Below are 25,861 nucleotides of genomic sequence, written 5' to 3' on the forward strand. Positions count from 1 at the left end.
TCGCGGGAGGCGGGGCGTCAGCCCCGCAGGTCGGGGAAGTCGGCGTCGCGCCACTCCGCGGCGAGGCGCTCGCCCGACCGGGCCGCCGCCTCCTCGCGCTCCCGCAGCTCGACCCGACGGATCTTGCCCGAGATGGTCTTCGGCAGCTCGTCGACGAACTCGAGGCGTCGCACGCGCTCGTACGCCGGCAGGCCGGTGCGGGCGTGCGCGAGCACGGCACGGGCGGTGTCGGCCGTCGGCTCCCAGCCGGCGGCGAGCGTGACGTACGCCTTGACGATCGCGAGGCGCACGTCGTCGGGAGCCGGTACGACGGCCGACTCCGCGACGGCGGGGTGCTCGATCAGCACGCTCTCGACCTCGAACGGCGACACCTTGTAGTCGGACGACTTGAAGACGTCGTCGGTGCGCCCGACGAACGTGATCATGCCGTCGGCGTCGCGGGTGGCGACGTCGCCGGTGTGGAACAGGCCGTCGCGCTGCGCCGCGGCCGTGCGCGCCTCGTCGCCGAGGTAGCCCGCCATCAGGTTGACCGGGCGCACCCGCAGGTCGAGGCAGACCTCGCCGGCGTCGCCCACGACGCCCGTCGCCGGGTCGACGAGCACGACCTCGACACCCGGCAGCGGGTGGCCCATCGAGCCGGCCCGGACGACCGACCCGGGCGGGTTCGCGACGATCGCGGTGGTCTCGGTCTGGCCGTAGCCGTCGCGGATGTCGAGGCCCCAGGCCTGCTGCACCCGCGAGATGACCTCGGGGTTGAGCGGCTCCCCCGCCGACAGGGCCTCGCGCAGCGCCACGGGACGCTCGCCGAGCGACGACTGGATCAGCATCCGCCAGACGGTCGGCGGCGCGCAGAACGAGGTCACCTCGGCCCGGTCGAGCTGCTCGCGCAGGGCGGCGGCCGAGAAGCGCGCCTGCTCGTGGACGAACACGGTCGCCTCGGCGGTCCACGGGGCGAAGAAGAGGCTCCACGCGTGCTTGCCCCAGCCCGGCGACGAGATCGTGAGGTGCACGTCGCCCGGACGCACGCCGATCCAGTACGTGGTCGTGAGGTGCCCGACCGGGTACGAGGCGTGCGTGTGGACGACCATCTTCGGCTTGCTGGTCGTGCCCGACGTGAAGTAGACGAGGCACGGGTCGCTCGTCGCCGTGTCGACGTCGGGCGCCGTCCCGGAGGCGCCGCGCGAGTCGGCGAACGACGCCCACCCCGGGTGCTCCCCGCCGACCACGATCCGCCCGACGCCCTCGGCGATGTGGTCGAACTTGGGGGCGTCGGCGACCGCGGCCACGACGTGCCGGACGAGCCCCCGCTCGACCCGGTCGGCGAGGTCGTGCGGGGCGAGGACGACGGAGGTGGGCAGGATGACCGCACCGATCTTCATGATCGCGAGCATCGCCTCCCACAGCTCGACGCGGTTGCCGAGCATGAGCATGACGTGGTCGCCCTTCGCGACCCCGCGCTCGACGAGCCACGCGGCGACCTGGTCCGAGCGGCGGCGCATCTCGTCGAAGGTGACCCGGTGGTCGACGCCGTCCTGGTCGACGATCCAGAGCGCGACGCGGTCGTTGCCCCGCGCGATCACGTCGAACCAGTCGCGGGCCCAGTTGAAGGAGTCGCCGACGTCCGGCCAGCAGAACGCCGCGCGGGCCGCCTCGTGGTCTCCGGCGTGCGCCGCCAGGGAGTCTCGGGCGGCGCGGAACGCAGCGGTGGAGGGCTTCTCGGCGGCGGAGGCTTCGACGGGGACCATGTGCCCATGATGCTCGCCCGCCCATGCCGAGCGCGGCATGCGGCGCCGGGGAGTGCGGGGCGGGCGCCTCTGGGAGGATCGGGGGATGAGCGACCGCACCCGCACCTCCTCGTCCGACGCCGACATCGCTGCTGCTGACGGCGTCGCTGCTGCCGGCGCCGCCGGCTCCGGCCCGAGGCGCGTCGCGCTCGAGATCGCGGTGACGTCGCTCGCCGGTGCCCGCACCGCGCTGGCCGAGGGAGCCGACCGGGTCGAGCTCTGCACCGCGCTCGAGATCGGGGGCGTCACGCCGTCCCAGGGACTCACGGAGGCGGTGGTCGCGACGGGCGTGCCGGTGCACGCCCTCGTGCGGGCGCGCGGCGGCGACTTCGTCTACGACGACGCGGACCTCGCCGTGATGGAGCACGAGGTCCGCACCCTCGTCGCGGCCGGCGTCGCCGGGGTCGTCGTGGGCGCGCTGCGGGCCGACGGTTCCCTCGACGTCGACGCCGTCGCGCGGCTCGTGTCGGCTGCGCGCGACGCGGCGGGCGTCCGTCCTGCCGAGCTCGGCGGCAGCCGCCTCGACGTGACCGTGCACCGCGCCGTCGACCGGGCGGCCTCGCCGGTCGACGCGGTCGCCGCCCTGTCCGCGCTCGGAGTCGACCGGGTGCTCACCTCGGGAGGAGCCTCCCGGGCACGCGACGGGCTCGCCTCGGGTGCGCTGCCCGACATTGTCGCTGCGGCCGGCGGCGTCGAGGTCATGGCGGGCGGCGGCGTCCGGCTCGACGACGTCGCGGCGCTGGTGGCCGCAGGCGTCGCCGCGGTGCACCTGTCGGCGTCGACCGCCGCGACCTCGGCGCGAGGGGAGGGGAACGGCCCGTCGCCCGTGTCGTTGGGGTCCGCGGGCGCGACCGACGCGTACGCCGTGACCGACGCCTCCCTCGTCCGGGCCGTGCGGGCGGCGCTCGACGCTGCGGAGCTCACGCGGACGCCCTCGCCGCGCACCCCCTGACGCACCCGGGCGACCTGGCCGGCGAGCCTGGCCCGCCCCGACCGTGAGCGTGCACAGTGGAGCCATGACGCAGAAGTCCCTCCTCGTGGTCGGCGGCACCGGCCAGATCAGCGCCGCGTGCGTGCGCGAGGCGGTGCGCGTCGGCTGGTCCGTCTCGGTGCTCAACCGCGGCAGCACGGCCAGCCGCCCCCTCCCCGACGAGGTCGAGTCGATCGTCGCCGACGTCCGCGACGAGCAGGCGCTGGTCGCGGCGCTGGAGGGCCGTCGCTTCGACTCCGTGGCCGACTTCCTGACCTTCACGCCCGACGAGCTGCGCTCGATGCTGCGCGCCGTGGTGCCGCACGCCGACCAGTACGTGTTCATCGGCTCCGCCTCCACGTACCAGAAACCGCCCGCCGCCCTGCCGATCTCGGAGTCGACCCCGCTCTTCAACCCGTGGTCGCCCTACGCCCGCGACAAGATCGCCTGCGAGCGGCTGCTGCGCGACGAGCACCTCGCCGGCCGGGTCCGCGCGACCGTCGTGCGCCCGTCGCACACCTACGACCGCACCCACGTGCCGCTGCTCGGCGGCTGGACCGTCGTCGAGCGGATGCGTCGCGGAGCCCCCGTCGTGCTCCACGGCGACGGCACCTCGATGTGGGCGATGACCCACGCGGACGACTTCGCGCGGGCGTTCGTCCCGCTGCTCGGCGCCCCCGAGGCGTCGGGCGAGGCCTTCAACATCATGTCGTCCGAGCTGCTCACCTGGAACCAGATCGCGCGCTGCCTCTCGGACGCGGCCGGCGGGTCGCTGCACGTCGTCCACCGCACGACGCACGACCTCGTCGCGGCGGCGCCCGAGTGGGACGCCGACCTGCGCGGCGACCGCAGCCACCCCGCCCTGTTCGACTCGTCGAAGGTGCGCGAGGTCGCCGTGGGCTGGGAGCCGCGCGTTCCCTTCGCCGAGGGCGCCCGCCAGATCGTCGCGTGGCACGACGCCGACGCGTCGAGGCGCGTCGTGGACCCCGAGGTCGACGCCCTCTACGACCGGCTCGCCGCGAGCTGACCGGCTGCCCGGCGCCGGGGGCACGGAGGCCGGGCCGCCGTCGCCAGCAGCGCTCAGCGCTCAGCGCTCAGCGCTCAGCGCAGCCGGTTCCAGGCGTCGACGAACCCGGTCGTGTGCGCTCGCGTAGCGGCCGGGTCGACGTCCTGTGCCCGCACGCTGAGGTCCGACACCGACAGGGACTGAGCGGCCGTGAAGGAGGCGGCCCACGCCTCGCCCTCGGGGTCCTCCCGCGCCGGCGAGAAGCCGACGCTCACGGCGGTGCCGTCCGTCGTCCCGGCGAGGGCCGTGGTGATCGCGTCGACACCCTGGGTCGTCCACCGGTCGTCGACGTCCACGTCGACCGCGCCGTCGTCGCGGACGTAGGCCGTCACCTCCGCGGGGTCGTCCGTGAGGGCGGCCAGCCCGGCCAGGACGCCGACCGTGGACGACACGGGCGCCCCCTGCACCCGTACCTGGCCCTGACCGCCCCCGTCGCCGGGCGCGACGACGAGTGTCAGCACGACGTCGGCCGCGGCCGGCACCTCTGCCAGCGAGCGCGCCAGGGCGGCCCCGACCCCGAGGTCGGCCGTCGTGGCCGTGAGGGCGCCTGCCCCGATGGTGACGTCGTCCAGGTCGACGCGTGCCGCGAGGGCTGCCCAGAGCTGCCGGGCGGGAGCGTCGGGCGCGGTGTCTGCCTCGATCACGACGTCGTCCCAGGCGACCGAGATCGTCGTCATCGACCCCGCGCCGGGCAGGGCCCGGACGGCGTCGTCGACGGCGTCCGCCTCGGCCAGGGCGGAGGTGCCGAGCCGGGTCGTGCCGCCGTCGGTCGTGTCGATGCGCCAGCCGGTCAGCCCGGGCACGGCCGGCGCCCCGGACGCCGGGTCGAGGCCGTCGAGCAGCGCCAGCTCGTCGCCGATCGTCTCGCGCGCCCCCGACGGCGCCCTGAAGCTGCGCACGCCGGTCGGAGCCGGGTCGTCCGAGGCCGACCGGGCGGCGACGAGGGCGTCCCGCCCGACCGACGTCCCGCCGGGCGTGAGCACCACCTCGACGTCCGCGGACAGCTGCCGCGACGCCAGGCTCTCGGCCCAGGTCGCGTAGACCCGTGAAGCCGGGGCGTCGTCGACACGGCGCACGACGAGGGTCGACAGCGACTCGTGGTCGAGGTCGAGGTCGACGCCCACCACGTCGGGGTCGACGGCGGCCTGCTCGACGAGCGCGAGGGAGGCGTCGAGGGCGTCGTCGTCCTCGGGCAGCGCCACCCCGCCGGTCGGCCCGTCCACGGTCAGCGCGAAGCGGTCGTCCGGCCGGGAGTCGGTGAAGTCGCGTGCTGCGCGCGCGACGCGGACCACGTCGTCCGCCCCGGCGTCGTCGGTCAGGACGATCGTCGCGACGCCGACGGACTCGCCCGAGAACGGGTTCGCCGGGTTCGTGAGCTCGGACGAGGTGTCCACGACGTCGACGACGTCGTCCTGCGCCCGCGACCACTCGTCCAGGTCACGGAGCGGCCCGGCGGAGTCGGGGAAGTACACGCACCCGCCGAGCAGCAGCGCGATCGTGGCGGCCCCGGCGGTCATCGCTCCGGCACGTCTCGAGACCGCCCCCGTCGTCATGCTCTGACCCTAGCCGCCGGGCTGGCGACGCCTGCCCGCCTGCACGCCCGAGGGGCCCGGCACCGCACGACCGGGGACGCTCAGAAGCGCGTGAGCCAGGTGCCCTCGACGACGGGCGGCTGTTCGCGGCCTGCCGTGCCGCCTCGCACGAGCGAGAGGTCGCGCCACTGGGACAGCGTCGTGCAGGGGTGCGAGACGCCGAGGCGCACCAGGTCGCCCACGGCCAGCCCCGAGGAGGCGCCCAGCCGGAGGAACGCGTGCTGGTCGTTCAGGGCGGTCACCACGGCACCCTCGAGCACTCCGTCGAGGCGCGTCGCCGATGTGTCGTCCGTGCCGCCTCCTGCGGTCGGCCGCCAGGCGTCGAGGGGCAGGGGCAGTCCCTCGTCGTCGGCCGTGTCGCGTCTCCCGACGTTGAGCAGGGCGAGGCCGGGCTCGGGCCTGGAGATGACGGTGGCCCAGAGCTCGAGCGCGGGCAGGAAGGACTCGTCGCCCGTGACGCCGTCGATCGGTGGGGTCGTGTCGCGGGCGAACGGCGTGAGCCGGCGGTAGAGGTCGTGGTCGTGCGCGACGTACGAGCCCGAGCGGAGCACCACGCGCGTCCGGGGCCCGCGTTCGCCGTCCGGGTCGTGCCGCCCGGCGAGCACGGCGACGACGCGCTCGAAGTAGACGCTGCCGCCCGCGCTCACGACGACGTCGCCGCCGCCCGCCAACCAGGGCTCGAACGCCTGGGGGTCGATCGCGTCGAGCAGCTCGAGCACCGTGCGCAGGTAGTCGTCGATCATCTCGATGCCCGCGGGGTCGACGTCGTGGGTGAGGGCGCCCTCGTAGCCGGTGACGCCGGCGAGGACGAGGCGCGGCGCCGCGACGACGGCGTCGACCACGGCGAGCGCCTCGGCGACCGTGCGGGCCCCGGTCCGGCCGACGGGCGAGCCGATCTCGACGAGCACGGCGAGGGGCGGCACCTCGGCGGCAGTGTCGGCGTCGGCGTCGGCGTCGGCGTCGGCGCGGCCCGAGGCCCGGGCGGCGGCCCGCGCGAGCGCCTCGTCGGCGAGCCGGACGGCGGCGACCGAGTCGACCCACATCAGCACGCGCGTCGACCCGGGGTCGGCGGCGAGGGCGACGAGCGCCTCCTCGGAGAAGGTCGTCCCGGCCAGCACGACGTTCGGCACGTCGGACTCGCGGGCCACCGACGCCTGGAACGCCGTCGCGACGGTGATGCCCCACGCGCCCGCGTCGAGCTGCCGCCGCCAGATGTCGGGCGACATGGTGGTCTTGCCGTGCGGCGCCAGGTCGACGCCGGCCGCGCGGCACCACGCGGCCATCGTGTCGACGTTGTGCTCGAGGGCGTCGAGGTCGACGGTGAGGAGGGGCGTGGGGAGGCGGAGCAGCGGCACCGGCCGGCGTCCGCTCGCGAAGGTGGCCTTGGACGTCTGCACGGGGTGTCCTCTCGTCGTGGAGCGGGGCGGTCTCCCGATAGCTTTGCAGGGGTGACGGCGCCACCGTGCGCCGTCCACAGCCACCGCCTCCTCGACGGGGAGGCCACAGCCCCACGACACCACCACCGACACAGAAGAGAGACCCCCTGTGAGTGACAAGACCCAGGTGATCACCACCGGAGCCCCTACCCCCATGCCGATCTTCTCGCAGGGCGTGCTGAAGAACGGGTTCCTCGCCGTCTCCGGCCAGGGCCCGCAGGACCCGGCCACGGGCGAGTACCTGTTCCGCGGAGACCTGACGGCCCAGACCCTGCGCACGCTCGACAACGTGAAGGCGATCGTGGAGGCGGCGGGCGGCACCGTCGACGACGTCATGTCCCTGCGCGTGTTCCTCACGCAGCGCAGCGACTTCGCCGAGATGAACGCGGCCTACGAGACCTGGGTGAAGGCGAACGTCACCAGCGGCGTCTTCCCCACCCGCACGACGATCTTCGTCGAGCTGCCGAACGAGGCGATGCTCGTCGAGATCGACGCGCTCGCCGTCCTCGGCTGAGCCGGCGGCAGCGGCGGCGGCAGCGGCAGCGACAGCGGCAGCGAAAGGCGTCTCCGCAGCCGGATCCGCCTACGCGCCCGTGAGCACCGCCGTGCGGCGGAGCCAGGTATCGTCGCCGAGCTGAGCCAGCATGAACCGGGCCACGTCGGCACGCGTCACCTGGGTCGACGCGCCGTCGGCCAGGTGCTCGGATGCCACGACATCTCCCGTCGCGGGGTCGTCCACGAGGCGGGTGGGGTAGACGAGGGTCCAGTCGAGGCCGCTGGCGCGGACCTGCGCGTCGGCCGCCTCCTTCGCCTCGTAGACCTTGCCGAGCACGGTGTGGAAGAAGATCTTCTGCAGGGCGCCGGCGTCGGCCTCGGAGTCGCCGACGCCGAACGCCGAGCAGACGACGAGACGACGGACCCCCGACGCCTGCATCGCGGGCAGCAGCGCCTCGCCCACCTCGACCTCCACGGGGTGCCGCACGCGGCGGGAGCCGACCGCGTTCAGGACGGCGTCCTGCCCCACGACCGCCTCGGCCACGTCGTCCGCGGAGGTGGCGTCGCCGACGACGACGCGCACGCCGCCCACGTCGGCGTCGTCGAGGGCCGTCTCGTCGCGCACCAATACCGTGACGTCGTGGCCGGCGGCGAGCGCCTGGCGCAGCAGGTGCGACCCGACTCCCCCGGTGGCTCCCAGCAACAGCAGCTTCATGGCGTCTCCTCGTCGTCCGGCGCGCGTCGAGTCGGGTGTCGGCGAGCTGGGGTCGAGCGAACACCCCCGGGCAGTGTCGCGGCCGTGAGCCTCAGGCGAGCCCTGCGAGCTCGCCCGCGACGAGCTCCCCCGCGACCCAGACCCCGCGCACCCCCGACGGCGGGCGCCGCGGCTCCGCGTACGTCGCCCGGTCGGCGTACGCGACCGGGTCGACGAGCTGCAGGTCGGCTGACGCCCCGGGCACGACCCCCACGGGCGTCGAGGAGGCGACGGTCCGGAAGCGGCGGTGCGCGGCGACGCTCATCCGGTGCACCGCCTCCTCGCGGGTCAGCACCGCCGACGGCCCGGTGCCGCTGTACACGTCGAGCAGCCGGGCGAAGGTGCCGTACAGCCGCGGGTGCACGGTGCCCGACTCGCGCGGAAGCCCGTCCGAGCCGACGAGCGTGTGCGGCCAGGCGAGGGCGGTGCGCATCCCCTCGAGGTCGGTGTGGAACACGATCACGGTCAGCGCGCCCCGCTCGGCGAGGACGAGGTCGGCGAGTACCTCGCGCGGGTCTCCGCCGAGCTCGGCGGCGGTGTCGGCGACGCTGCGCCCCTCGAGCCCGGCGTCCTCGGGTCGCGCGAAGCCGGCGAGCAGGATGCGCGCAGGCCCGATCGCCGCCCACTGGTTCTCGAGCGCCGTGCCCGGCCAGGGCTGCTCGAGGCCGGCGAGCACCGTGGCCCGGGCGGTCGGGTCGCCGAGCGCCTCGAGCAGGCTCTCGACCCCGCGGTCGGCCGTCGAGGGAGGGAACAGCGACGCCACCGTCGTGCTCCCGGCGTCGTAGGGATAGACGTCGGCGCTGATGTCGAGACCCTCGGCGCGCAGGTCGTCCAGGTGGTCGACGATCGCGCCCATCCCGCCGACGTTCCGCGGCCCGGTCACCTTGAGGTGGCTGACGTGCACGCGAGCGCCCGACTCCCGGCCGAGCGAGGCGAGCTCGTCGACGGAGGCGCGAAGCCCGTCGGCCTCGTTGCGGACGTGGGCCACGAGCAGCCCGTCCCTGGCCGCGACCTCGCGGGCGATCGCGAGCAGCTCCGGCCGGTCGGCGGCGTCGCCGGGCGCGTACATCAGGCCCAGCGAGACGCCGAGCGCACCGGCGTCGAGCGCGTCGCCGAGCGCGCCCGCGATGCGTGAGGTCTCGCCTGCGTCGGCAGGCCGCCGCACCATGCCGAGCACGGAGGCGCGCACCGGGGCGTGCGGCACGAGCGCCCGGGCGTGGATGCCGAGCGGCTCGTGGGCGAGCGTGTCCACGTAGTCTCCGAAGGTCGTCCAGCGCCGGTCGGGGAACGGGCCGAGCACCGGCAGGGAGTACTGCTCGAGCGACCGGTCGGGCGGGTCGGTCTGCCGGGGCGGCAGCGGCGGGGACGGCGCGACGCCCTGGCCGCAGTTGCCGACGATCGTCGTCGTCACGCCCTGCGCCGTCTTCGGCGCGATGCCACCCGGGCGGAAGAGCGCAGCGTCGTCGTGCGCGTGCACGTCCACGAACCCGGGCAGCACCTCGAGCCCGCGGGCGTCGACCACCTCGACGTCTGTGACGGAGCCCGATCCCGAGCCGGAAGCGAGCGTCGAGGAGGCGCGGCCCGCCTCGACGACGGAGGCGGCGGCCCCGGGTCCCGCGGCCGCGACCACCCCGTCGCGCACGACGACGTCGGCGACCTGCGCCACGCCTCCTCGACCGTCGTGGACCGTCGCCCCGACCAGCACCAACGTCGACACGGGACTCTCCTCACTCAGGAACGGGCGGTCGCGCGTTCCTGATCAGTGCACGACTCAGGACTCTTGCTCCCTCCCCTGCGCGGATCAGGACCGACGTTCCTGAATGAGGAGAGGCGGGGCAGGGCAGAGCGCGACGCGGCTGCGGTCAGGCGATGTTCGCGGTGATCCCCGCGATGTACGCGGCGCGGTCCTCCCGCGAGGCCGGCCGGCCGGGCACGCCCGGACGCGTCTGCCACGGCAGGGGGCCCGACGCCCGGTGGTACTCGACCCCTGCCGCGTCGAGGCGCAGGAGGTGGTGGTCGAGCCGTGCGGAGAAGCCCGCGAAGTCCCGGGGCGCGTCCGACCAGAGGACGTCGGCCACCGCGCAGAGGCGAGGGAACACGAGGAAGTCCACGGTGCGGGGCGAGTCCATGTGCTCGGTCCAGACGTTCGCCTGGCCGCCCAGCACGTGTCGCGCCTCCTCGGCGGTCAGCTCGGCGGGGACGGGCTCGAACGCGTAGACGTCCTCGAGGCCGAGCACGATCGAGACCGGGATGGGCTCGTCGGGCGAGTCGGACTGGCGGTAGTCGAGGTACACCTGGTCGTCGGGGCAGGCGACGACGTCGTAGCCCAGCCGGGCGGCGGTCACCGCGCCGGTCATGCCCCGCCAGGAGGCGACGGTCGCGCCGGGCGACATCGGTCGCGTGCCGCCCTCGCCGTGACCGCCACGGCTTTGTCCCCCGAGGCTGTGTCCCTCCAGGATCTCGTCCCAGCCGAAGGTGCGGCGGCCCGCGGCCGTCACGTGCTCGTCGAGCTGGCCGATGAACCAGGCCTGCAGCTGCTCCTCGTCGGCGAGGCCGCGCTCGCGCATCAGCTCCTGGGTGCGGGGGTCCGCCTCCCACTGGGCCTTCGGGCACTCGTCGCCGCCGACGCCGATCCAGGTGCCGGGGAACAGGTCCATCACCTCGGTGAGGACGTCCTTGTAGAAGTCGACGGTCGACTGCTCGGTGTTGAGCACGTCCTCGAAGATGCCCCACTCGGTGCCGACCGCGATCTGTCGCGGCTCGGGCACGGGCAGCCCGCCGACCTCGACCGCGCCGACCCCGAGGTGCGGGTAGGCGGTGATGGCGGCCATCGAGTGGCCGGGCACGTCGATCTCGGGCACGACGGTGACGTGCCGCGCGGCGGCGTAGGCGACGACCTCGCGGATGTCGGCCTGCGTGTAGAAGCCGCCGTGCGGGCGGCCGTCCTGCGTCGCCTCGGGGCCGGCGCCCACCTGCGACGACGCGCGCCACGCGCCCACCGTCGTCAGCCGGGGGTACTTGACGATCTCGACGCGCCAGCCCTGGTCCTCGGTGAGGTGCCAGTGCAGCGTGTTGAGGCGGTGCATCGCCATGAGGTCGACCATGCGCATCACGTCGTGCGTCGGCATGAAGTGCCGCGCCACGTCGAGGTGCATGCCGCGCCAGCCGAACCGGGGCGAGTCGGCGATGTCGACGGCGGGCACCGACCACTCGACGCCCTCGACGAGCGAGCGACGGAACACCTCGGGCGGCAGCAGCTGCCGCAGCACCTGGGCCCCGTAGAAGACGCCGGCCGCCGAGCCGCCCGTGATCCGGACGCCGGCCGGGCGCACCTCGACCCGGTACCCCTCGTCGTCGAGCGCGAGGTCGAGGTCGAGCGAGATGCCGGCGCCGTCGCCGTCCCCCTCGCGCAGGGGCAGCCCGGTCGCGGGCCGCAGCACGGACTGCAGCCAGGCGACCGTGCCGGCGAGCGAGTCGGGCGCCGAGACGCGGGTGGCGGAGTCGAGCAGGTACGCGCCGGAGGCGGTGGTCAGCTGGTCGACACGGGGCAGCAGCAGGGGGTCGGTCACGGTTCTAGCCCTTCACGGCGCCGGCGGACATGCCCGACACCAGGTTGCGTTGGATGATGACGAAGAAGACGACGACCGGCAGCGAGAACAGCACGCTGGCCGCCATCTGCCCGCCGGAGTCGGTGCCGGTGTTCTGCGAGACGAACGACGCGAGCCAGACCGGCAGCGTGTACATCGACTGGTCCTTCATGAACGTGTAGGCGATGATGTAGTCGTTCCAGGCCGCGATGAAGGCGAAGATGCTCGTCGCGATGACGCCCGGCGCCACGAGCGGGAACAGGATGCGCGTCAGCACCTGCCAGGTGTTCGCCCCGTCGAGCTGGGCCGCCTCCTCGATCTCCATCGGGATGGCCACGAAGAACCCGCGCATCACCCAGATGGAGAACGGCAGCACCGTCGCGATGTACGCCAGCACGAGGCCCGCGTAGGTGCCGAGCAGCCCGATGCTGTTGAAGATCAGGAACAACGGGATGAGCAGCGCCGTCGTCGGCAGCATCTGCACCGCGAGGATGATGATCATGATCGTGCGTCGCCCGCGGAAGCGGAACCGCGAGAGCGCCGCGGCGGCGAAGAAGCCGAGGATGATCGCGAGCAGGACCGTCGCGATCACCACCACCGCGCTGTTGCGCAGGTTCAGGAGGAACCCGCTCTGCGTGATCGCGACGACGAAGTTGTCGAGGGTCGGGTGCTGCGGCAGGAACAGCGGGGTCGACGTCATCGACTCCGACCGTGGCTTGAACGCCGTGTTGACCATCCAGTAGACGGGGAAGATCCACACCGCGCTGAAGATCACCGCGAGCGAGTTGCTGAACCAGCGGGGCTTCTTGCGGCGACGCGACCGGCGGACGGGCGACGCACCTTCAGCGGTGCCGTCGGAGGAGCCGGCGGCAGGGCCGGCGGAGGCGGGGACGGCCGAGTCGGCGGCCGCAGCGGTCTCGGAGGGCCCGTCGGTCGCAGAGGCGCCGACTCCGGTGGGGACTGTCGTGGTCACAGGTCTTCTCCCGAGCGGATCAGGTTGCGGATGTAGAAGGCGGTCAGGCCGAGCAGCAGCAGGGTCGTGACGACCGAGATGGCGGCGCCCTGTCCGATCTCGAAGCCGACGAACGCGGTCTTGTACATGAAGACGCCGAGGGTCGACGTCGCGTCGTCGGGGCCGCCCTGCGAGACGAGCCAGATCTGGTTGAAGACGTTGTAGTCCCAGATGATCGAGAGGATCGTCACGAGCAGCAGGGTCGGCTTGAGGAACTGCAGGGTGACGTCGCGGTAGACGCGCCACTCGCCGGCACCGTCGAGACGGGCCGCCTCCTTGTACTCGGGCGAGACCTGCGTCTCGGCTGCGTAGAGGGTCAGCGCGATGAAGGGCACCGCCTGCCAGACGATCAGCATCCAGATCGACGTGTACGACAACAGGGGGTCGTTCGACCACTGCGTGTCGGTCATGTCGCCGAAGACCCGCAGCTGCGTGAGCATCCAGTTGACGACGCCGTAGCCCGGCTGGAACAGCCAGTTCCAGACCAGCGAGGAGGCGACGTTCGGCATCGCCCACGCGAAGATCAGCACCACCGTGACGACGTACCGCATGCTCGTGTGGATCCGCGTGAGCAGGTGCGAGACGCCCATGCCGATGACGACGCTGCCGGCGACCATCGCCACGGTGAAGAGGACCGTGCGGAGCAGCGACCACCAGAAGTCGCTGTCGGTGAACAGCGTGACGTACTGCTGCAGGCCGACGGACTCGTAGGCGCCGGTGAACAGGCTGCGCTGGTCGTAGTTCGTGAACGAGGTGAAGACCAGGAACACGATCGGCGCGACCATCACGACGAGCAGGACGATGCCGGCCGGGCTCAGCAACCAGAGCGGGGCGAGCTGGCGCTTCTTCCTGGGCCGCGGGGCCGAGCCCTCGGGGGCGTGCTGGCGGGGCGGGAGGGGCGGCGCTGTGGTGACGGCCATGGCTGCTTCCTGGGTCGGGACTCAGAGATCGGGTCGAGCGGTGATCGGGTCGAGCGGCGGAGCTGGTCGAGCGGCAGAGCAGGTCGAGCGGGGTGGTGCCGGCCGGGCGGCGCACGTCCTGCTCGTGCGTCGCCCGGCCTGCGGTGCGGGGCTGGTCCCTGGTGGGACTACTTGTTGAGGGCGTCGTCCGTCGTGCTGTCGAACGACTCGGCGGCGGCCTCGGGCGACTTGCTGCCCGACGCGACCCCGCTGAAGAGGTCGTTGATGCTCAGGTCGCCCTCGAGAGCGGCCCAGTTGCCGCTGGCGGGGGTGGCCTTCGAGTTGAGCGCCGCCGAGAAGAAGCCCTCGTCGATGTCGCCGAGCGTGCTCTGCGCCGCCTCGATGCCGTCGGTGCTGTTGGGGATCCAGCCGTCGTTGCCGTAGACCCAGTCGCTCTGGATCTCGGGGCTGGCCGCGATCTTGACCCACTGCAGCGCGAGGTCGGAGTTCGCGCTCTTGGCCGCGATGCCCCAGTCCGAGCCGCCGAGCATGACGGGCTGCGACTCGCCGGACTTGCCCGGGAACGGGAAGGTGCCGAAGCTGTCGTCCGTCAGGGCGGGGTTCGCCTCCTTGATCAGGTCGATCTTGCCGTTGGTGCCGAGCATGGCGCCGGCCTTGCCGTCGGCGAAGATCTGGTCCTGGTTCGGCACGTCGGTGTCGAGCGTCTGCGAGGCGCCCGTCGAGTACGTGTTCTGGAACTCCTTGAAGTCCTCGAGGCCCTGCTGCGCCTCGTCGGACGACAGGCCGGCCGACCAGGTGCCGTCGTCGCCCTGCGTCGCGATCTCCCCGCCGGCGTCCCAGACGAACTGCATGCCGGCGTACCAGTAGGCGCCGGGCATGTAGAAGGGCGAGAAGTCGCTCGCCGGGTTCGCTGCCGCCAGCTTGTCGAGGTCGGCCGTGAGCTGCTCGTAGGTGGTGGGCTCCTCGGTGATGCCGGCCGCCTCCCACATGTCCTTGTTGTAGATGACGGCGCGGGCGCCCGCGAAGCCGGGGACGCCGTAGAGCGAGCCGTCGACCGTGGCGGGCTCCTCGAGGCCGGTGAGCCACTCCTGGCCCTGGGCGATGTCGTCCGCGTAGTCGGTGAGGTCGAGCAGGGCGCCGTTCTCGGCGTAGCTCGCGACCTGGGTGTTGCCGAGGTCGAGCACGTCGGGCGGCGTCGACGTCGCGAGCGCGGTGCTGATCTTGGTGGTGATGCCGTCCCACTGCTGGGTCTGGACGTCCACCTCCGCGCCGGTCTGCTCGGTGAACTCGTCGTTGATCGCCTTGATGGTCTCGTCGGTGTAGTCGCCCGTCATGACCCAGACGGTCAGCGTCTCACCGTCGCCCTTCGTGGTGGGCACCGTCTGCGGCCCGTCGCTGCTGCCGCCTCCTGCCGTGCCCGCGCTCGAGCAGGCGGTCAGGGCAAGGGCGGCCGTGAGGCCGAGGGCCGCGACCGCTGTGTGACGTGTCATTCGCATTGTGTCTCCTCGTGGACGGGGCGGCGGTGCCGCAGGGTGCTGCTGGGAGTGATGGTGGTCGGGCAGGTGCGAGTGGTGCTGGTGCGGGTGGTGCGATCTGGGGCGGATCGGGCCGAGGGGCCGCCTGGGGAGGGGCCACCCGAGCGGCCGGGCGCCGTGCGGCGGGGCGCCGTCACGAGACGCCCAGCTCGGCCGAGAGCACGAGGGAGGCGGCGCCGAGCACCGCCAGGTCGCGGTCGTCGCCCGCGTAGCGGAGGACGAGCCCCTGGCCGACGGCCGCGAGCGTGCGGGCCCTGACGGTCTCGACCGCCGCGCGCAGCAGCACGCCGTCGAGCAGCTCACGGGGCCCGGAGAGCACGACCTCGTCGAGCCCCAGGGCGCTCACGACGGGGGCGAGCACGAAGCCGAGGTCGCGCCCCGCGGCGTGCAGCACGGCGCCGCGCGAGCCGGGGTCGACGGCGAGGAGGCGGGCCGACAGCCCCGGCGCCGCGAGCGAGACCTCGAGGCAGCCGCGTCGGCCGCAGGCGCAGACGTCGCCGGCCTCGTCGACCGTGACGTGCCCGATCTCGCCGGCCGAGAAGCGGTCGCCCTCGACGAGCGCTCCCCCGACGATGAGGCCGACGCCGACGCCGTGCTCGATGGTGATGACCATCAGGCTGCGGGACGGGTCGCGCTCCGGGTCGCCGAAGGTGTGCACGCCGAGGGCGGCCAGGTTCGCGTCGTTGCCGACGTGCACCGGCACGCCCGTGCGGGCGCTCAGCCGGGCCGCGAGCGGCAGGTCCCACCAGCCCAGGTGCACGGCGGTCCGTACGACGCCCTGGTGGTCGACGATGCCGGGCGTGCCCACGCCGACGCCGAGGAGGCGCGTGGTCGTCAGCGAGGACAGCTCGTCGACGAGGCGCTCGGCCAGCGCCACGGCCGCCTCGCCCGTCGCCCCGTCGATGTCGACGCTGGCCCGGCCGACGACCTCGCCGCGGACGTCGACGACGGCGCCGGAGAAACGGTCCGCCGACGAGAGGTCGAGCGCGAGGATGTGGAAGGAGTCGGGCCGGATGCCGACGAGCGTCGCCGGCTTGCCGACCCGGGAGTCGCCGCGCAGGCCGAGCTCGGCCACGACCCCCTCGTCGGCCAGCTCCTGCACGATGCCCGAGACGGTCGGTCGGGTGAGCCCGCTCTCGCGGGCGAGGTCGGCGCGGCTCATCGAGCCCCGGTGCCAGAGGGTCTGCAGCACGAGCGAGCGGTTGCGGGCCCGGGTGTGCTGCGGCAGCGACTTGGCGGTGACCCGCAGGGTCGAGGAGGCGCGCTCTGCGACCGCGGGAGCGGCACCGGCACCGAGGGCGGCGACGCCGGCGGCACGGGGGGCGGCTGCTCGGGGCACGGTCGCCTCCTCTCGTCTCGGGCGTCGCCGACCGGGGCCTCGAGAGGCGTGCGCCGTCTCGTGGTGCGAGACGGGCCCGGCAGCGTTGCCGTTTAGTAAAAATGCCTTACAAACACGTTGTCAAGGCTGGTGCGGTGAGTTTACGAGCAGGAAACACGGCTGGTCAATACCCGAAACGAGCCCGAGATCTCGGGCCTCTCGTGCTTGCTGCCGTTCGGTTAGTAAGCTTTACTAACACCCATGAGCAGGCCCGTCCCCGCCTTCCCCGGCATCGTCGTGAGGCCCGTCCTGGTCGCCGCCGAGGCTCCTCGCGGCGATCACGCCACGGCGTCGAGGGCGTGCCCGTGAGGCTCGGCCTCGACATCGGCGGGACGAAGATCGACGCCGTGGCCGTCGCCGACGACGGCGCCCGGTCGCCCCGACCGGTGCACCGCGTCCGGCTCGCCTCGGGCTTCGGGGCCGACGAGGTGGTGCGCAACGCGGTCGAGGCTGCGCAGCGCCTCGCGGCGCTCACCGGCGTGCCGCTCGACCGTCTGGCGTCGGTCGGCGTCGGCGTGCCCGGCGTCGTCGACGCCACCACAGGCAGGGTCGGCCACGCCGTCAACCTCGGCCTCGTCGACACGGCGCTCGGCGACGAGCTGGCCCGTCGCCTCGGCGTGCCCGTCCGGGTCGAGAACGACGTCAACGCCGCAGCGCTCGGCGCGTGGCACGCGATGTCCCTGCAGGGCTCGATCGCCTACCTGAACCTCGGCACCGGCCTCGCCGCCGGGCTGGTCCTCGACGGTCAGGTCCGCCGCGGCGCGCTCGGCGCGGCGGGCGAGATCGGCCACGTCCCCGTCGACCCGGCCGGCGCCTGGTGCGCGTGCGGACAGCGCGGCTGCCTCGAGACCGTGGCCTCGGGGTCGGCTGCGGCCCGGCTCTGGCCGACCACCGCCCTGCACCCGGCCCGCGCCCTCCTCGACGCGGCGGCTGACGGCGACCACCTGGCCGTGCAGGCCCGACGCACCCTGGTCGACGGCGTCGCGCAGGCCGTCCGGCTGCTGGCCCTGACGGTCGACGTGCAGACGATCGTCGTCGGCGGCGGGATGAGCGCGCTCGGCGACGAGCTGATGGAGCCGGTGCGCGAGGCGCTCGCCCACCAGGCCGCCGCCTCCTCGTTCATCGCGTCGCTCGACCTCGCCTCGCGGCTCGTGCTGCTGCCCGCGGGCATGCCCGCCGCGGCCGTCGGGGCCGCCATGGCGGGTGCGCAGGCCGACCCTGCCCCCGTCGCCGTCGCTCACTGAGGCGGTCGTCCACATCCTCCCCGCGGCAGTGGTGCCGGGCGGGGCTGCCCCGTTACCCTGAGGCCATGTCGGACCTGCGCCTCGAGACCCTGTCCGCCGCCACCGTCGTGGCGGCCAACAACCTGACGCTGAAGCCGGGCCAAGAGCAGTACGTGGCCCCGGTCTCGCACTCGATCGCCGAGGCGTACGTGAACCCGACCACGGCCTGGCCCCGCGTCGTGCTCGACGGCGACGAGGTCGTCGGCTTCATCATGGGCAACTTCGACGCGGACGCCGACGACGAGTCCCTGCGCAGCTGCATCTGGCGGGTCAACGTCTCGGCCGAGCACCAGGGCCGGGGCGTCGGGCGCTTCGCGATCCACGCCCTCGCAGGCGAGGCGCGCAGCCGCGGCTTCGACACGCTCACCGTCATCTACGAGCCGGGCGACGACGGCCCGGAGCGCTTCTTCGCCCACATCGGCTTCGAGGTCGTCGGCGAGACGCCGTACGGCGAGCACCTCGCGGCGCTCACCATCAGCCCGACGCCGCAGGGCGAGTGACCGCGGGGGCAGCCGCTCCCGGCGACGCCCCGGCTGACGACACCTCGCCGGGCGACGACTTCGTCTCGCGCGTCGTCTCGGTCGTCGAGTCCGTGCCGGAGGGGCGGGTCATGTCGTACGGCTCGGTGGCGGCGGCCGTCGGCTCGCGCTCGTCGCGCGGCGTCGGCAAGGTGATGGCGCACGCGGGCGCCGATCTGCCGTGGTGGCGGATCGTGAAGGCGTCCGGACACGCACCCGAGGGCCACGGCCAGCGCGCGCTCGAGCAGTGGCGCGCCGAGGGGACGCCGCTGCGGTGGTCGCGGACCGGCACGGTCCGGGTCGACCTCGAGCGCGCCTCCTGGTGGCCCGACGTCAGCCTGTCGGACGAGCCGGTCGACCCGTTCGGCTGACGCGCTCGCGGCTGCCAGGCGCTTCGATCGGAACATGCCCTCGCTCCCCCGTCTCGCCGCCGCCGTCGCCGTCGCCGCCGCCGTCTGCGTCACCGCCTCCTCCTGCTCGGCCCTGGGCCTCGGCTCCGACGAGAAGACGTGGGAGTTCGACCGCTACGGCGACGCGCCCAAGGCGGGCACGCGCTCGTTCGTGCTGGATGCCTGGGTGCCGACCGACGCGGTCGACATCCGGGCGATGACGAGTCGTGAGGCCCCCGAGGAGGCGGTCCTCACGTTCCACAGCGCCGCCCTCCCCGCCGACGCCGCGGGCTGCGCCGCCGTCGAGCCGGTCACGGCCGCGCCGCCGCTGTCTCCGGCGTGGCTGCCCGACCCGGCGCCGACGACCGGCTGGAGCTGCGGCGACTGGACCGTCGTCGCGGACGACGGCACGGTCTGGGCCTGGCGCGGCTGACGCCGCACCTGGACGGGGAGGCGGCCTACACGAGCGAATCGCGCCAGGCCGCGTGCAGCTGTGCGAACCGCCCGGTGCCGGCGATGAGGTCGGCGGGAGTGCCGTCCTCGACGACGCGACCGTGCTCCATGACGAGCACCCGGTCGGCGATCGCCACCGTCGACAGCCGGTGCGCGATGATCACGGCGGTGCGGTCGGCGAGCAGAGTCTGCAGGGCCTCCTGCACCATGCGCTCCGACGGGATGTCGAGCGACGCGGTCGCCTCGTCCAGGATGAGCACCGCCGGGTCGGCGATGAACGCCCGCGCGAACGACAGCAGCTGGCGCTGCCCGGCCGAGACCCGCCCGCCTCGCTTGTTCACGTCGGTGTCGTACCCGTCGGGCAGCGCCACGATGAACTCGTGGGCGCCGACCGCGCGGGCGGCGCGCTCGATCTCGTCGCGCGTCGCGTCCGGCTTGCCGAGCGAGATGTTGTCCGCCACCGAGCCCGAGAACAGGTACGCCTCCTGCGTGACCATGACGATGGCTCGTCGGAGGTCCTTCGGGTGCAGGTCTCTCAGGTCGACGCCGTCGAGCGTGACGCGGCCGCGGGTCGGGTCGTAGAACCGCGACATGAGCTTGGCCAGCGTCGACTTGCCGGCGCCGGTCGAGCCGACGAGCGCGATGGTCTGCCCCGCGGGCACGTCGAGGTCGAACTCGGGCAGCACGACCGTGTCGGCCGAGTACGCGAACTCGACGTCGTCGAAGACGACGGCGCCCTTCGCGTGCCGCAGGTCGACGGGCGACTCGGGGTCGGGCACGCTCGGCTCCTCCTCGAGGACGCCCGAGATCTTCTCGAGCGCCGCCGAGGCCGACTGGTAGCCGTTGTAGAACATGGCCATCTCTTCTGCGGGGTCGAAGAAGCGCTTCGCGTACAGCGCCGCCGCGAGCAGGGCGCCGATCTCGAGCGAGCCGTCGATCACGCGGAACCCGCCGAAGAGCACGACGGCCGCGAGGGTGGCGTTGCCGATCAGCACCAGGCCCGGGTCGAACGTGCCGAACAGCGTGAACACCTTCGAGTTGGCCTGGCGGTACTCCTCGACGTAGCCGGCGTACTCCTTCTCGTTGCGCGCCTCCTTGCGGAACGCCTGCACGGCCCGCATGCCCGTCATCGTCTCGACGAAGTGCACGATCACCCGGGCGCTGGCGACGCGCGTGGCACGGAACAGCTTCTGCGAGCGCACCTGGAACCACCGCGTCAGCGCGATCAGCGGGATGAGCGCGACGGCGAGCACGAGCCCGCTCGGCGCGTCGAGGCTGACCAGCGCGATCGCGGTGAACCCCATGTAGAGCAGGCCCGAGACGAGCTGGTTGATGCCCGAGTCGAGCAGCTCGCGGATCGAGTCGAGGTCGCTCGTCTGGCGCGAGATGATGCGCCCCGACGTGTACGTCTCGTGGAACTCGAGGCTGAGCCGCTGCGTGTGCAGGAACAGCCGCTTGCGCAGGTCGAACAGGATCGCCTGGCTGATCCGCGCCGACAGCACCGTGTACTGCGCCATCAGCACCGCGCCGAGCACGCCCGTCACGAGGTAGACGACGACCACGAGGATCGCCGGTGCCCAGTCCTGTCGGTCCATCAGCGCCGGCAGCGCGGTGTCGATGCCGAACGCGATCAGGGCGGGGCCGGCCACCTGGGAGGCGGTGCTGATGATGACGACGACCGCCATCAGCGCCAGCCGCCAGCGCAGCGGACGGATCAGCGAGCCGAGGAGGCGCAGCGAACGACGACGGAGCCGCTTGCTCTCGGCCTTGGTGAAGTCGTCGCGCTCCTCGCCGCGGACGCCTTGGGTCGTCGAGCCCTGCTCGGCCCGCTTCTCGGCCGGGGTACGGCCGTCGAGGGCCTCGTGGGCGGGGCCGCCCCCGGTGCCGTCGACCATCCCGTCGTCACGGACCGCGCCGTCGGGCGCGTCATCGGTGCGGCGCGTGGTCTGGTCGTGCGTCGTCTGCTCGGTCATGCCAGCACCTCCTCTCGGGCGGGCGTGGTGTCGTCGTCGAGGGACGAGATCACCCAGCGGTAGTGCTCGTTCGTGGCGAGCAGGTCGGAGTGGGTGCCGACCGCGGTGACCCTGCCGTTCTCGAGCAGGGCGACGCGGTCGGCGAGGGTGACCGTCGACGGACGGTGCGCGACGATCAACGAGGTCGTCGACGCGAGCACCCGGCGGAGGCCGGCCTCGACCCGGGCCTCGGTGTCGACGTCGAGCGCCGACAGCGGGTCGTCGAGCACGAGGATCGCGGGACGCGCCGCGACGGCGCGGGCCAGGGCGAGCCGCTGGCGCTGCCCGCCCGAGAGGCTCAGCCCCTCTTCGCCGACGCGGGTGTCGACGCCGTCTGGCAGGCGGTCGACGAAGTCGGCCTGGGCGATCTCGAGGGCCTCGCGCATGACGCGGTCGGCCTCGGCGGGGTCGTCGGCGAGGTCGGGACGGCCGAGCAGCACGTTGTCGCGGACGGACGCGCTGAACAGCGTCGCGTCCTCGAACGCCATGCCGACGAGCCGGCGCAGCTCTTGCCGTGAGAGGTCGCGCACGTCGACGCCGTCGATCCGGACGCCTCCGCCCGTCACGTCGTACAGCCGCGAGACGAGCGCGAGGAGCGTCGTCTTGCCCGAGCCGGTGAGCCCCACGAGGGCCATGGTCTCGCCCGGCTCGACGACGAGGTCGACGCCGTTGACGAGGTCCGGGTACTGGGCCGGGCTGTCCTGGTAGCGGAAGTGGGCGTCGGCGAACTCGAGCCGCCCCTCCGGTGCCTCGATCGTGACCGGCTCGGCAGGATCGGTGATCGCGTTCTCGCTGTCGAGCACCTCGAAGAACCGGTCGGCCGCCGTGCGGGTGTCGAAGGTCATCGAGAGCAGGAACCCGATCGACTCGACGGGCCACCGCAGCACGGTGGCCGTCGCGAAGAACGCGAACAGCTGCCCGACGGTCAGCTGGCCGTCGGCGGCCAGCCAGATGCCGCCGAGGAGGCAGAGGGCGAAGGCGACGTCGGGCACGAGCAGCAGCCACAGCCACAGCCGGCTGATGGCCTGGGCCTTCTCGATCTCGGTGCCGCGGAGGTCGTCGGCCTGCTTGGCGAACTCGTCGAGCGAGTGCTTGCCGCGGCCGAAGGCCTTGAGCACCCGGATGCCGTGCACGCTCTGCTCGACGCTGGTCGCGAGGTCGCCGACCTGGTCCTGGCTGCGCCGCGCGACGATCGAGTAGCGCTTCTCGAACGCGAAGCTGACGAAGAACACGGGCATCGACGCGACCATGAACAGGAGCGCGAGCGCCCAGCTGTAGAAGAAGAGCACGGCGAAGCCGACGACGATCGTCAGCACGTTGACGACGAGCAGGACGACGCCGAACGCGAGCCAGCGCCGGATCAGCGAGAGGTCGCTGACCGACCGGCTGAGCAGCTGGCCGCTCTGCCACCGGTCGTGGAACGCCACCGGCAGGTCTTGCAGCTTCGCGTAGAGCGAGTTGCGCATCGACGCCTCGACGTGGGTGCTGGGCGTGAGGACGAGCCGTCGACGGAGGCCGATCATGACGGCCTCGACGATGCCGAGCCCGAGCACGACGGCGAAGGCCGGCCACACCTGGGCACGGTCGCCGCTCGACAACGGACCGTCGACCAGCAACTGGAGGACGGCAGGGATGAGCAGGGCGACGACGGCGGCGGCGAGCGCGGCGACGGCGCCGAGCACGATGCGCGGGATGGCCGGCTTCGCGTAGGGGCGGAGCCGCATCAGCGCCCGGAACGTCGACGGGCGACGCTGCGGCGCGGACGGGGGCGGAGGGGACTTCGGGGACATGGTTGATCCAAGTGTCGTGATCGGGAGCGTCGGTGCCGTCACGGCGGCGACCGGCTGGGGAGGGAGTCGCGGCCCGGGGCCCTGGTGAGGGCACGGCGGCGACCCTGATGTGGAGCGCACGAGGCGCCCGGGTGGAGGAGGTGCGGTGCCGGCGGCGAGCCCGGCCTGCGTCCCGCTCGGCCTAGCCGACGAGGGTCCGGGCTGCCCGGCGGGCGGCGACGGAGGTGCGGGCGGCAGGCACGAGGGCACCGGCGGGGGCCGAGGCCACCGTGGTCAGCGTCGAGTTCATCGTGTCCTCCTGTGCAGGTCGTCGTTCGTCCGTCGTGTCAGTCGCGAGCGACCGGCTGTGAGCAGCTTTTCAGGATATGTGTGCTGACACCTCCCCCGCAAGGGCGAGGGACGAGAAGATGCGCGACAGGTGTCCGGGCGGCCGTGGCCGCGGGCGGGCGAAGCGGGCGGAGGGAGCGGCACGTGCGTGCCACGACGGACGACGAACGCCCCGGCCGCACGGGCCGGGGCGTCGGTCGACGAGGACTCGACGGCTCAGTGGAAGAAGTGCCGCTCGCCGGTGAAGTACATCGTGACTCCCGCGGCGGCGGCCGCCGCGACGACCTCGTCGTCGCGGATCGACCCGCCGGGCTGGACGACCGCGCGCACACCCGCGTCGAGCAGCACCTGCAGGCCGTCGGCGAACGGGAAGAACGCGTCGGAGGCGGCGACCGAGCCGCGTGCTCGCTCCCCCGCCCGCGTCACGGCCAGCTGGCACGAGTCGACCCGGTTGACCTGGCCCATGCCCACGCCCACGGAGGCGCCGGCGTCGGCGAGCAGGATCGCGTTCGACTTGACCGAGCGGCAGGCCCGCCAGGCGAACTCGAGGTCGGCGCGCGTGGCGGCGTCGACCTCGTCGCCCGCGGCCAGCGTCCAGCCCTGCGACGAGAAGCCGTCGAACGAGTCGACCTGCTGCACGAGCAGGCCGCCCGAGATCTGGCGCGCCTCGACGGTCGGGCGGGCGAAGTCGGCCGGCAGCACGAGCAGCCGGATGTTCTTCTTCGTCTGCAGCAGCGCCAGCGCGTCGGGCTCGAAGGCAGGGGCGATGACGACCTCGGTGAAGATGTCCTTCACCGTCTCGGCCATGGCCAGGGTGACCGGGCGGTTCGCCGCGATGACGCCGCCGTAGGCCGACACGGGGTCGCAGGCGTGGGCCCGACGGTGCGCGTCGGCGATCGCGTCGACGGCGTCGGCCGAGGCGACGGCGATGCCGCAGGGGTTGGCGTGCTTGATGATCGCCACAGCCGGCTCGGCGAAGTCGTAGGCGGCGCGCAGGGCGGCGTCGGCGTCGACGTAGTTGTTGTACGACATCTCCTTGCCGTGCAGCTGCTCGGCCTGGGCGATGCCGGCGCCCTCCGGCGACGCGTACAGCGCCGCCTGCTGGTGCGAGTTCTCGCCGTAGCGGAGCGTGGCCTGCCGCGTGCCCTCGAGGACGACGTGCTGGGGGGCGTCGAACGCCGCCGACCCGGCCCGCGCCTCCTCGGCTGCGGTCGCTGCGTCGGCTCCGGCACCGGCCTCGTGCTCGGCCCGCGCCCCGACGTTCTCGGCGAACCAGGCGGCGACGGCCGTGTCGTAGGCGGCGGTGTGCGCGAAGGCCTCGCCGGCCAGGCGCTGCCGCTGGGCCAGGGTCGTGCCGCCGAGCGTCAGCGACTTCACGATCTGCCCGTAGCTGGCGGGCGACACGGCGATGGCCACGTTCGCGTGGTTCTTGGCGGCGGCGCGCACGAGGGCAGGCCCGCCGATGTCGATGTTCTCGATCACGGCCGGAGCCTCGGCGCCCGACGCGACCGTCTCGACGAACGGGTACAGGTTGACGACGACGAGCTGGAACGGCGCGATGTCGAGCTCGGCGAGCTGCTGCTCGTGCGACTCGAGGCGCAGGTCGGCGAGCACGCCCGCGTGGATGCCGGGGTGCAGCGTCTTGACCCGGCCGTCGAGCGACTCGGGGAACCCGGTGACGGCGCTCACGTCGGTGACGTCGTGGCCGGCATCGCGGATGGTCGACGCGGTCGAGCCCGTCGACACGATCTCGACGCCCGCCGCGGCGAGCGCCTCGGCCAGGTCGAGGAGTCCGGTCTTGTCGCTCACGCTGATGAGCGCGCGGCGCACGGGGACGGCGTCCCGGTCGCGGTAGAGGGTGGGGTCGATCTGGTGGCCGCTCATGCGGGTCTCGTCTCCTCGAGGTCGGTCGTTCCGTCGGCGATCTCGCGCACGGTCTGCACCAGCAGCTCGCGCTCGACGATCTTGATGCGGTCGTGGAGCGACGACTCGTCGTCGCCGGGCAGCACGGGGATGCGGCGCTGCGCCAGGATCGGGCCGCTGTCGACGCCGGCGTCGACGACGATGACGCTCGCCCCGGTCTGGTCGACGCCGGCGGCGATCGCGTCACGAACGCCGTGCGCGCCCGGGAACTCGGGCAGGAACGCAGGGTGCGTGTTGATCAGGTGCGGGCTCAGCGCGTCGACGACCCCGACGGGCAGCAGCCGCATGAAGCCGCTGAGCACGACGAGGTCGGGCTGCCACTGGCGGATCTGCGCGAGCAGCTCGTCGCCCCACGAGGCCCGGTCGTCGAAGCTCGAGAACGGCACGGTGAAGGTCGGGATGCCGAAGTGCTCGGCGTGCTCGAGGCCGTCGGCCTCGCGGTCGGCGCCGACGGCGACGACGCGGGCGGGGTAGCTGTCGTGGTGCGCTGCCTCGAGCAGGGCACGCAGGTTCGAGCCGCCACCGGAGATGAGCACCACGAGCTTCAGCACCCGGCAAGCCTAGTGGCCGAGGCGGGGGCTCCCGGGGCCTCAGAGCCCTCAGAGCCCTCAGAGCCCTCCGGGTCCTCCGGTCCTCC

21 protein-coding genes are annotated in these 25,861 nt (G+C 73.4%); 7 read left to right on the forward strand and 14 right to left on the reverse strand.

Going from position 1 to position 25,861, the window contains the following annotated elements; genetic code table 11:
- Window positions 1–17: 17 nt before the first annotated feature.
- A complete protein-coding gene (locus ITJ48_RS12370) occupies window positions 18–1,745 on the reverse strand; it encodes an AMP-binding protein (RefSeq protein ID WP_194613896.1) in 1,728 nt (575 codons plus the stop codon).
- A gap of 85 nt (window positions 1,746–1,830) precedes the next feature.
- Here ITJ48_RS12370 and ITJ48_RS12375 point away from each other — a divergent pair, with 85 nt between their 5' ends.
- Window positions 1,831–2,736: a copper homeostasis protein CutC gene (locus ITJ48_RS12375; protein WP_194613897.1), complete on the forward strand. Its 906-nt coding sequence runs from the start codon at window positions 1,831–1,833 to the stop codon at window positions 2,734–2,736.
- A gap of 64 nt (window positions 2,737–2,800) precedes the next feature.
- On the forward strand, window positions 2,801–3,781 hold the full coding sequence (locus tag ITJ48_RS12380; RefSeq protein ID WP_194613898.1) for an NAD-dependent epimerase/dehydratase family protein: 981 nt from the start codon (window positions 2,801–2,803) through the stop codon (window positions 3,779–3,781).
- 74 nt (window positions 3,782–3,855) lie between these two features.
- Here ITJ48_RS12380 and ITJ48_RS12385 read toward each other — a convergent pair whose 3' ends face one another.
- Together ITJ48_RS12385 and ITJ48_RS12390 are read right to left on the reverse strand one after the other, a co-directional pair.
- Window positions 3,856–5,373: a hypothetical protein gene (locus tag ITJ48_RS12385; protein WP_194613899.1), complete on the reverse strand. Its 1,518-nt coding sequence runs from the start codon at window positions 5,371–5,373 to the stop codon at window positions 3,856–3,858.
- Window positions 5,374–5,453: 80 nt separating this feature from the next.
- Window positions 5,454–6,809, reverse strand: coding sequence for an alanine racemase (locus ITJ48_RS12390; RefSeq protein WP_194613900.1), 1,356 nt, complete (start codon window positions 6,807–6,809; stop codon window positions 5,454–5,456).
- A gap of 148 nt (window positions 6,810–6,957) precedes the next feature.
- Here ITJ48_RS12390 and ITJ48_RS12395 point away from each other — a divergent pair, with 148 nt between their 5' ends.
- Entirely contained in the window at window positions 6,958–7,362 is a 405-nt protein-coding gene (locus tag ITJ48_RS12395; RefSeq protein WP_194613901.1) for a RidA family protein, read from the forward strand.
- Between the two features lie 69 nt (window positions 7,363–7,431).
- On the opposite strand, the gene ITJ48_RS12400 is transcribed toward ITJ48_RS12395, so the two are convergent.
- The 7 genes from ITJ48_RS12400 to ITJ48_RS12430 all read right to left on the reverse strand — a co-directional run bounded on the left by ITJ48_RS12400 (window position 7,432) and on the right by ITJ48_RS12430 (window position 16,490).
- Window positions 7,432–8,058 carry an NAD(P)-dependent oxidoreductase gene (locus ITJ48_RS12400; RefSeq protein WP_194613902.1) on the reverse strand — a complete coding sequence of 209 codons (627 nt, stop codon included), beginning with the start codon at window positions 8,056–8,058 and terminating at the stop codon, window positions 7,432–7,434.
- A 91-nt stretch (window positions 8,059–8,149) separates the two neighbouring features.
- Window positions 8,150–9,814 carry an amidohydrolase family protein gene (locus ITJ48_RS12405; protein ID WP_194613903.1) on the reverse strand — a complete coding sequence of 555 codons (1,665 nt, stop codon included), beginning with the start codon at window positions 9,812–9,814 and terminating at the stop codon, window positions 8,150–8,152.
- Window positions 9,815–9,959: 145 nt separating this feature from the next.
- Window positions 9,960–11,666 (reverse strand): beta-N-acetylhexosaminidase, encoded by a 1,707-nt coding sequence (locus ITJ48_RS12410; RefSeq protein WP_194613904.1) that lies wholly within the window; start codon window positions 11,664–11,666, stop codon window positions 9,960–9,962.
- 4 nt (window positions 11,667–11,670) lie between these two features.
- Window positions 11,671–12,657, reverse strand: a complete 987-nt coding sequence (locus ITJ48_RS12415; protein WP_370544907.1) for a carbohydrate ABC transporter permease — start codon at window positions 12,655–12,657, stop codon at window positions 11,671–11,673.
- Window positions 12,654–13,616 (reverse strand): carbohydrate ABC transporter permease, encoded by a 963-nt coding sequence (locus tag ITJ48_RS12420; RefSeq protein ID WP_194613905.1) that lies wholly within the window; start codon window positions 13,614–13,616, stop codon window positions 12,654–12,656. Before ITJ48_RS12420 ends, ITJ48_RS12415 begins: the two co-directional genes overlap by 4 nt.
- Before the next feature lie 167 nt (window positions 13,617–13,783).
- Window positions 13,784–15,106, reverse strand: coding sequence for an extracellular solute-binding protein (locus tag ITJ48_RS12425; protein ID WP_228506887.1), 1,323 nt, complete (start codon window positions 15,104–15,106; stop codon window positions 13,784–13,786).
- 178 nt (window positions 15,107–15,284) lie between these two features.
- On the reverse strand, window positions 15,285–16,490 hold the full coding sequence (locus tag ITJ48_RS12430; RefSeq protein ID WP_194613907.1) for an ROK family transcriptional regulator: 1,206 nt from the start codon (window positions 16,488–16,490) through the stop codon (window positions 15,285–15,287).
- A 344-nt stretch (window positions 16,491–16,834) separates the two neighbouring features.
- On the opposite strand from ITJ48_RS12430, the gene ITJ48_RS12435 reads away from it, so the two are divergent.
- The 4 genes from ITJ48_RS12435 (at window position 16,835) to ITJ48_RS12450 (ending at window position 19,152) form a co-directional block, all read left to right on the forward strand.
- Window positions 16,835–17,773: an ROK family protein gene (locus tag ITJ48_RS12435; RefSeq protein ID WP_370544908.1), complete on the forward strand. Its 939-nt coding sequence runs from the start codon at window positions 16,835–16,837 to the stop codon at window positions 17,771–17,773.
- 65 nt (window positions 17,774–17,838) lie between these two features.
- Window positions 17,839–18,312: a GNAT family N-acetyltransferase gene (locus ITJ48_RS12440; RefSeq protein WP_123547763.1), complete on the forward strand. Its 474-nt coding sequence runs from the start codon at window positions 17,839–17,841 to the stop codon at window positions 18,310–18,312.
- Window positions 18,309–18,701 (forward strand): MGMT family protein, encoded by a 393-nt coding sequence (locus ITJ48_RS12445; protein ID WP_194613909.1) that lies wholly within the window; start codon window positions 18,309–18,311, stop codon window positions 18,699–18,701. The genes ITJ48_RS12440 and ITJ48_RS12445 overlap by 4 nt, the downstream gene beginning before the upstream one ends.
- 34 nt (window positions 18,702–18,735) lie before the next feature.
- A complete protein-coding gene (locus tag ITJ48_RS12450) occupies window positions 18,736–19,152 on the forward strand; it encodes a hypothetical protein (protein ID WP_194613910.1) in 417 nt (138 codons plus the stop codon).
- Window positions 19,153–19,177: 25 nt separating this feature from the next.
- Here the strand turns inward: ITJ48_RS12450 and ITJ48_RS12455 are convergent, their stop codons facing one another.
- The 4 genes from ITJ48_RS12455 to purN form a co-directional block, all read right to left on the reverse strand.
- Window positions 19,178–21,145, reverse strand: a complete 1,968-nt coding sequence (locus ITJ48_RS12455) for an ABC transporter ATP-binding protein (RefSeq protein ID WP_228506889.1) — start codon at window positions 21,143–21,145, stop codon at window positions 19,178–19,180.
- Window positions 21,142–22,974, reverse strand: coding sequence for an ABC transporter ATP-binding protein (locus ITJ48_RS12460; protein ID WP_194613911.1), 1,833 nt, complete (start codon window positions 22,972–22,974; stop codon window positions 21,142–21,144). The genes ITJ48_RS12455 and ITJ48_RS12460 overlap by 4 nt, the downstream gene beginning before the upstream one ends.
- Before the next feature lie 543 nt (window positions 22,975–23,517).
- Window positions 23,518–25,185, reverse strand: coding sequence for a bifunctional phosphoribosylaminoimidazolecarboxamide formyltransferase/IMP cyclohydrolase (purH, locus tag ITJ48_RS12465; RefSeq protein WP_194613912.1), 1,668 nt, complete (start codon window positions 25,183–25,185; stop codon window positions 23,518–23,520).
- The gene (gene purN / locus ITJ48_RS12470; RefSeq protein WP_194613913.1) at window positions 25,182–25,775 is read right to left on the reverse strand and encodes a phosphoribosylglycinamide formyltransferase; all 594 of its coding nucleotides are present in this window, start codon (window positions 25,773–25,775) and stop codon (window positions 25,182–25,184) included. Before purN ends, purH begins: the two co-directional genes overlap by 4 nt.
- Window positions 25,776–25,861: the final 86 nt, after the last annotated feature.

It is taken from the genome of Frigoribacterium sp. VKM Ac-2530 (genome assembly GCF_015350835.1).
Taxonomy (GTDB): Bacteria; Actinomycetota; Actinomycetes; order Actinomycetales; family Microbacteriaceae; genus Frigoribacterium.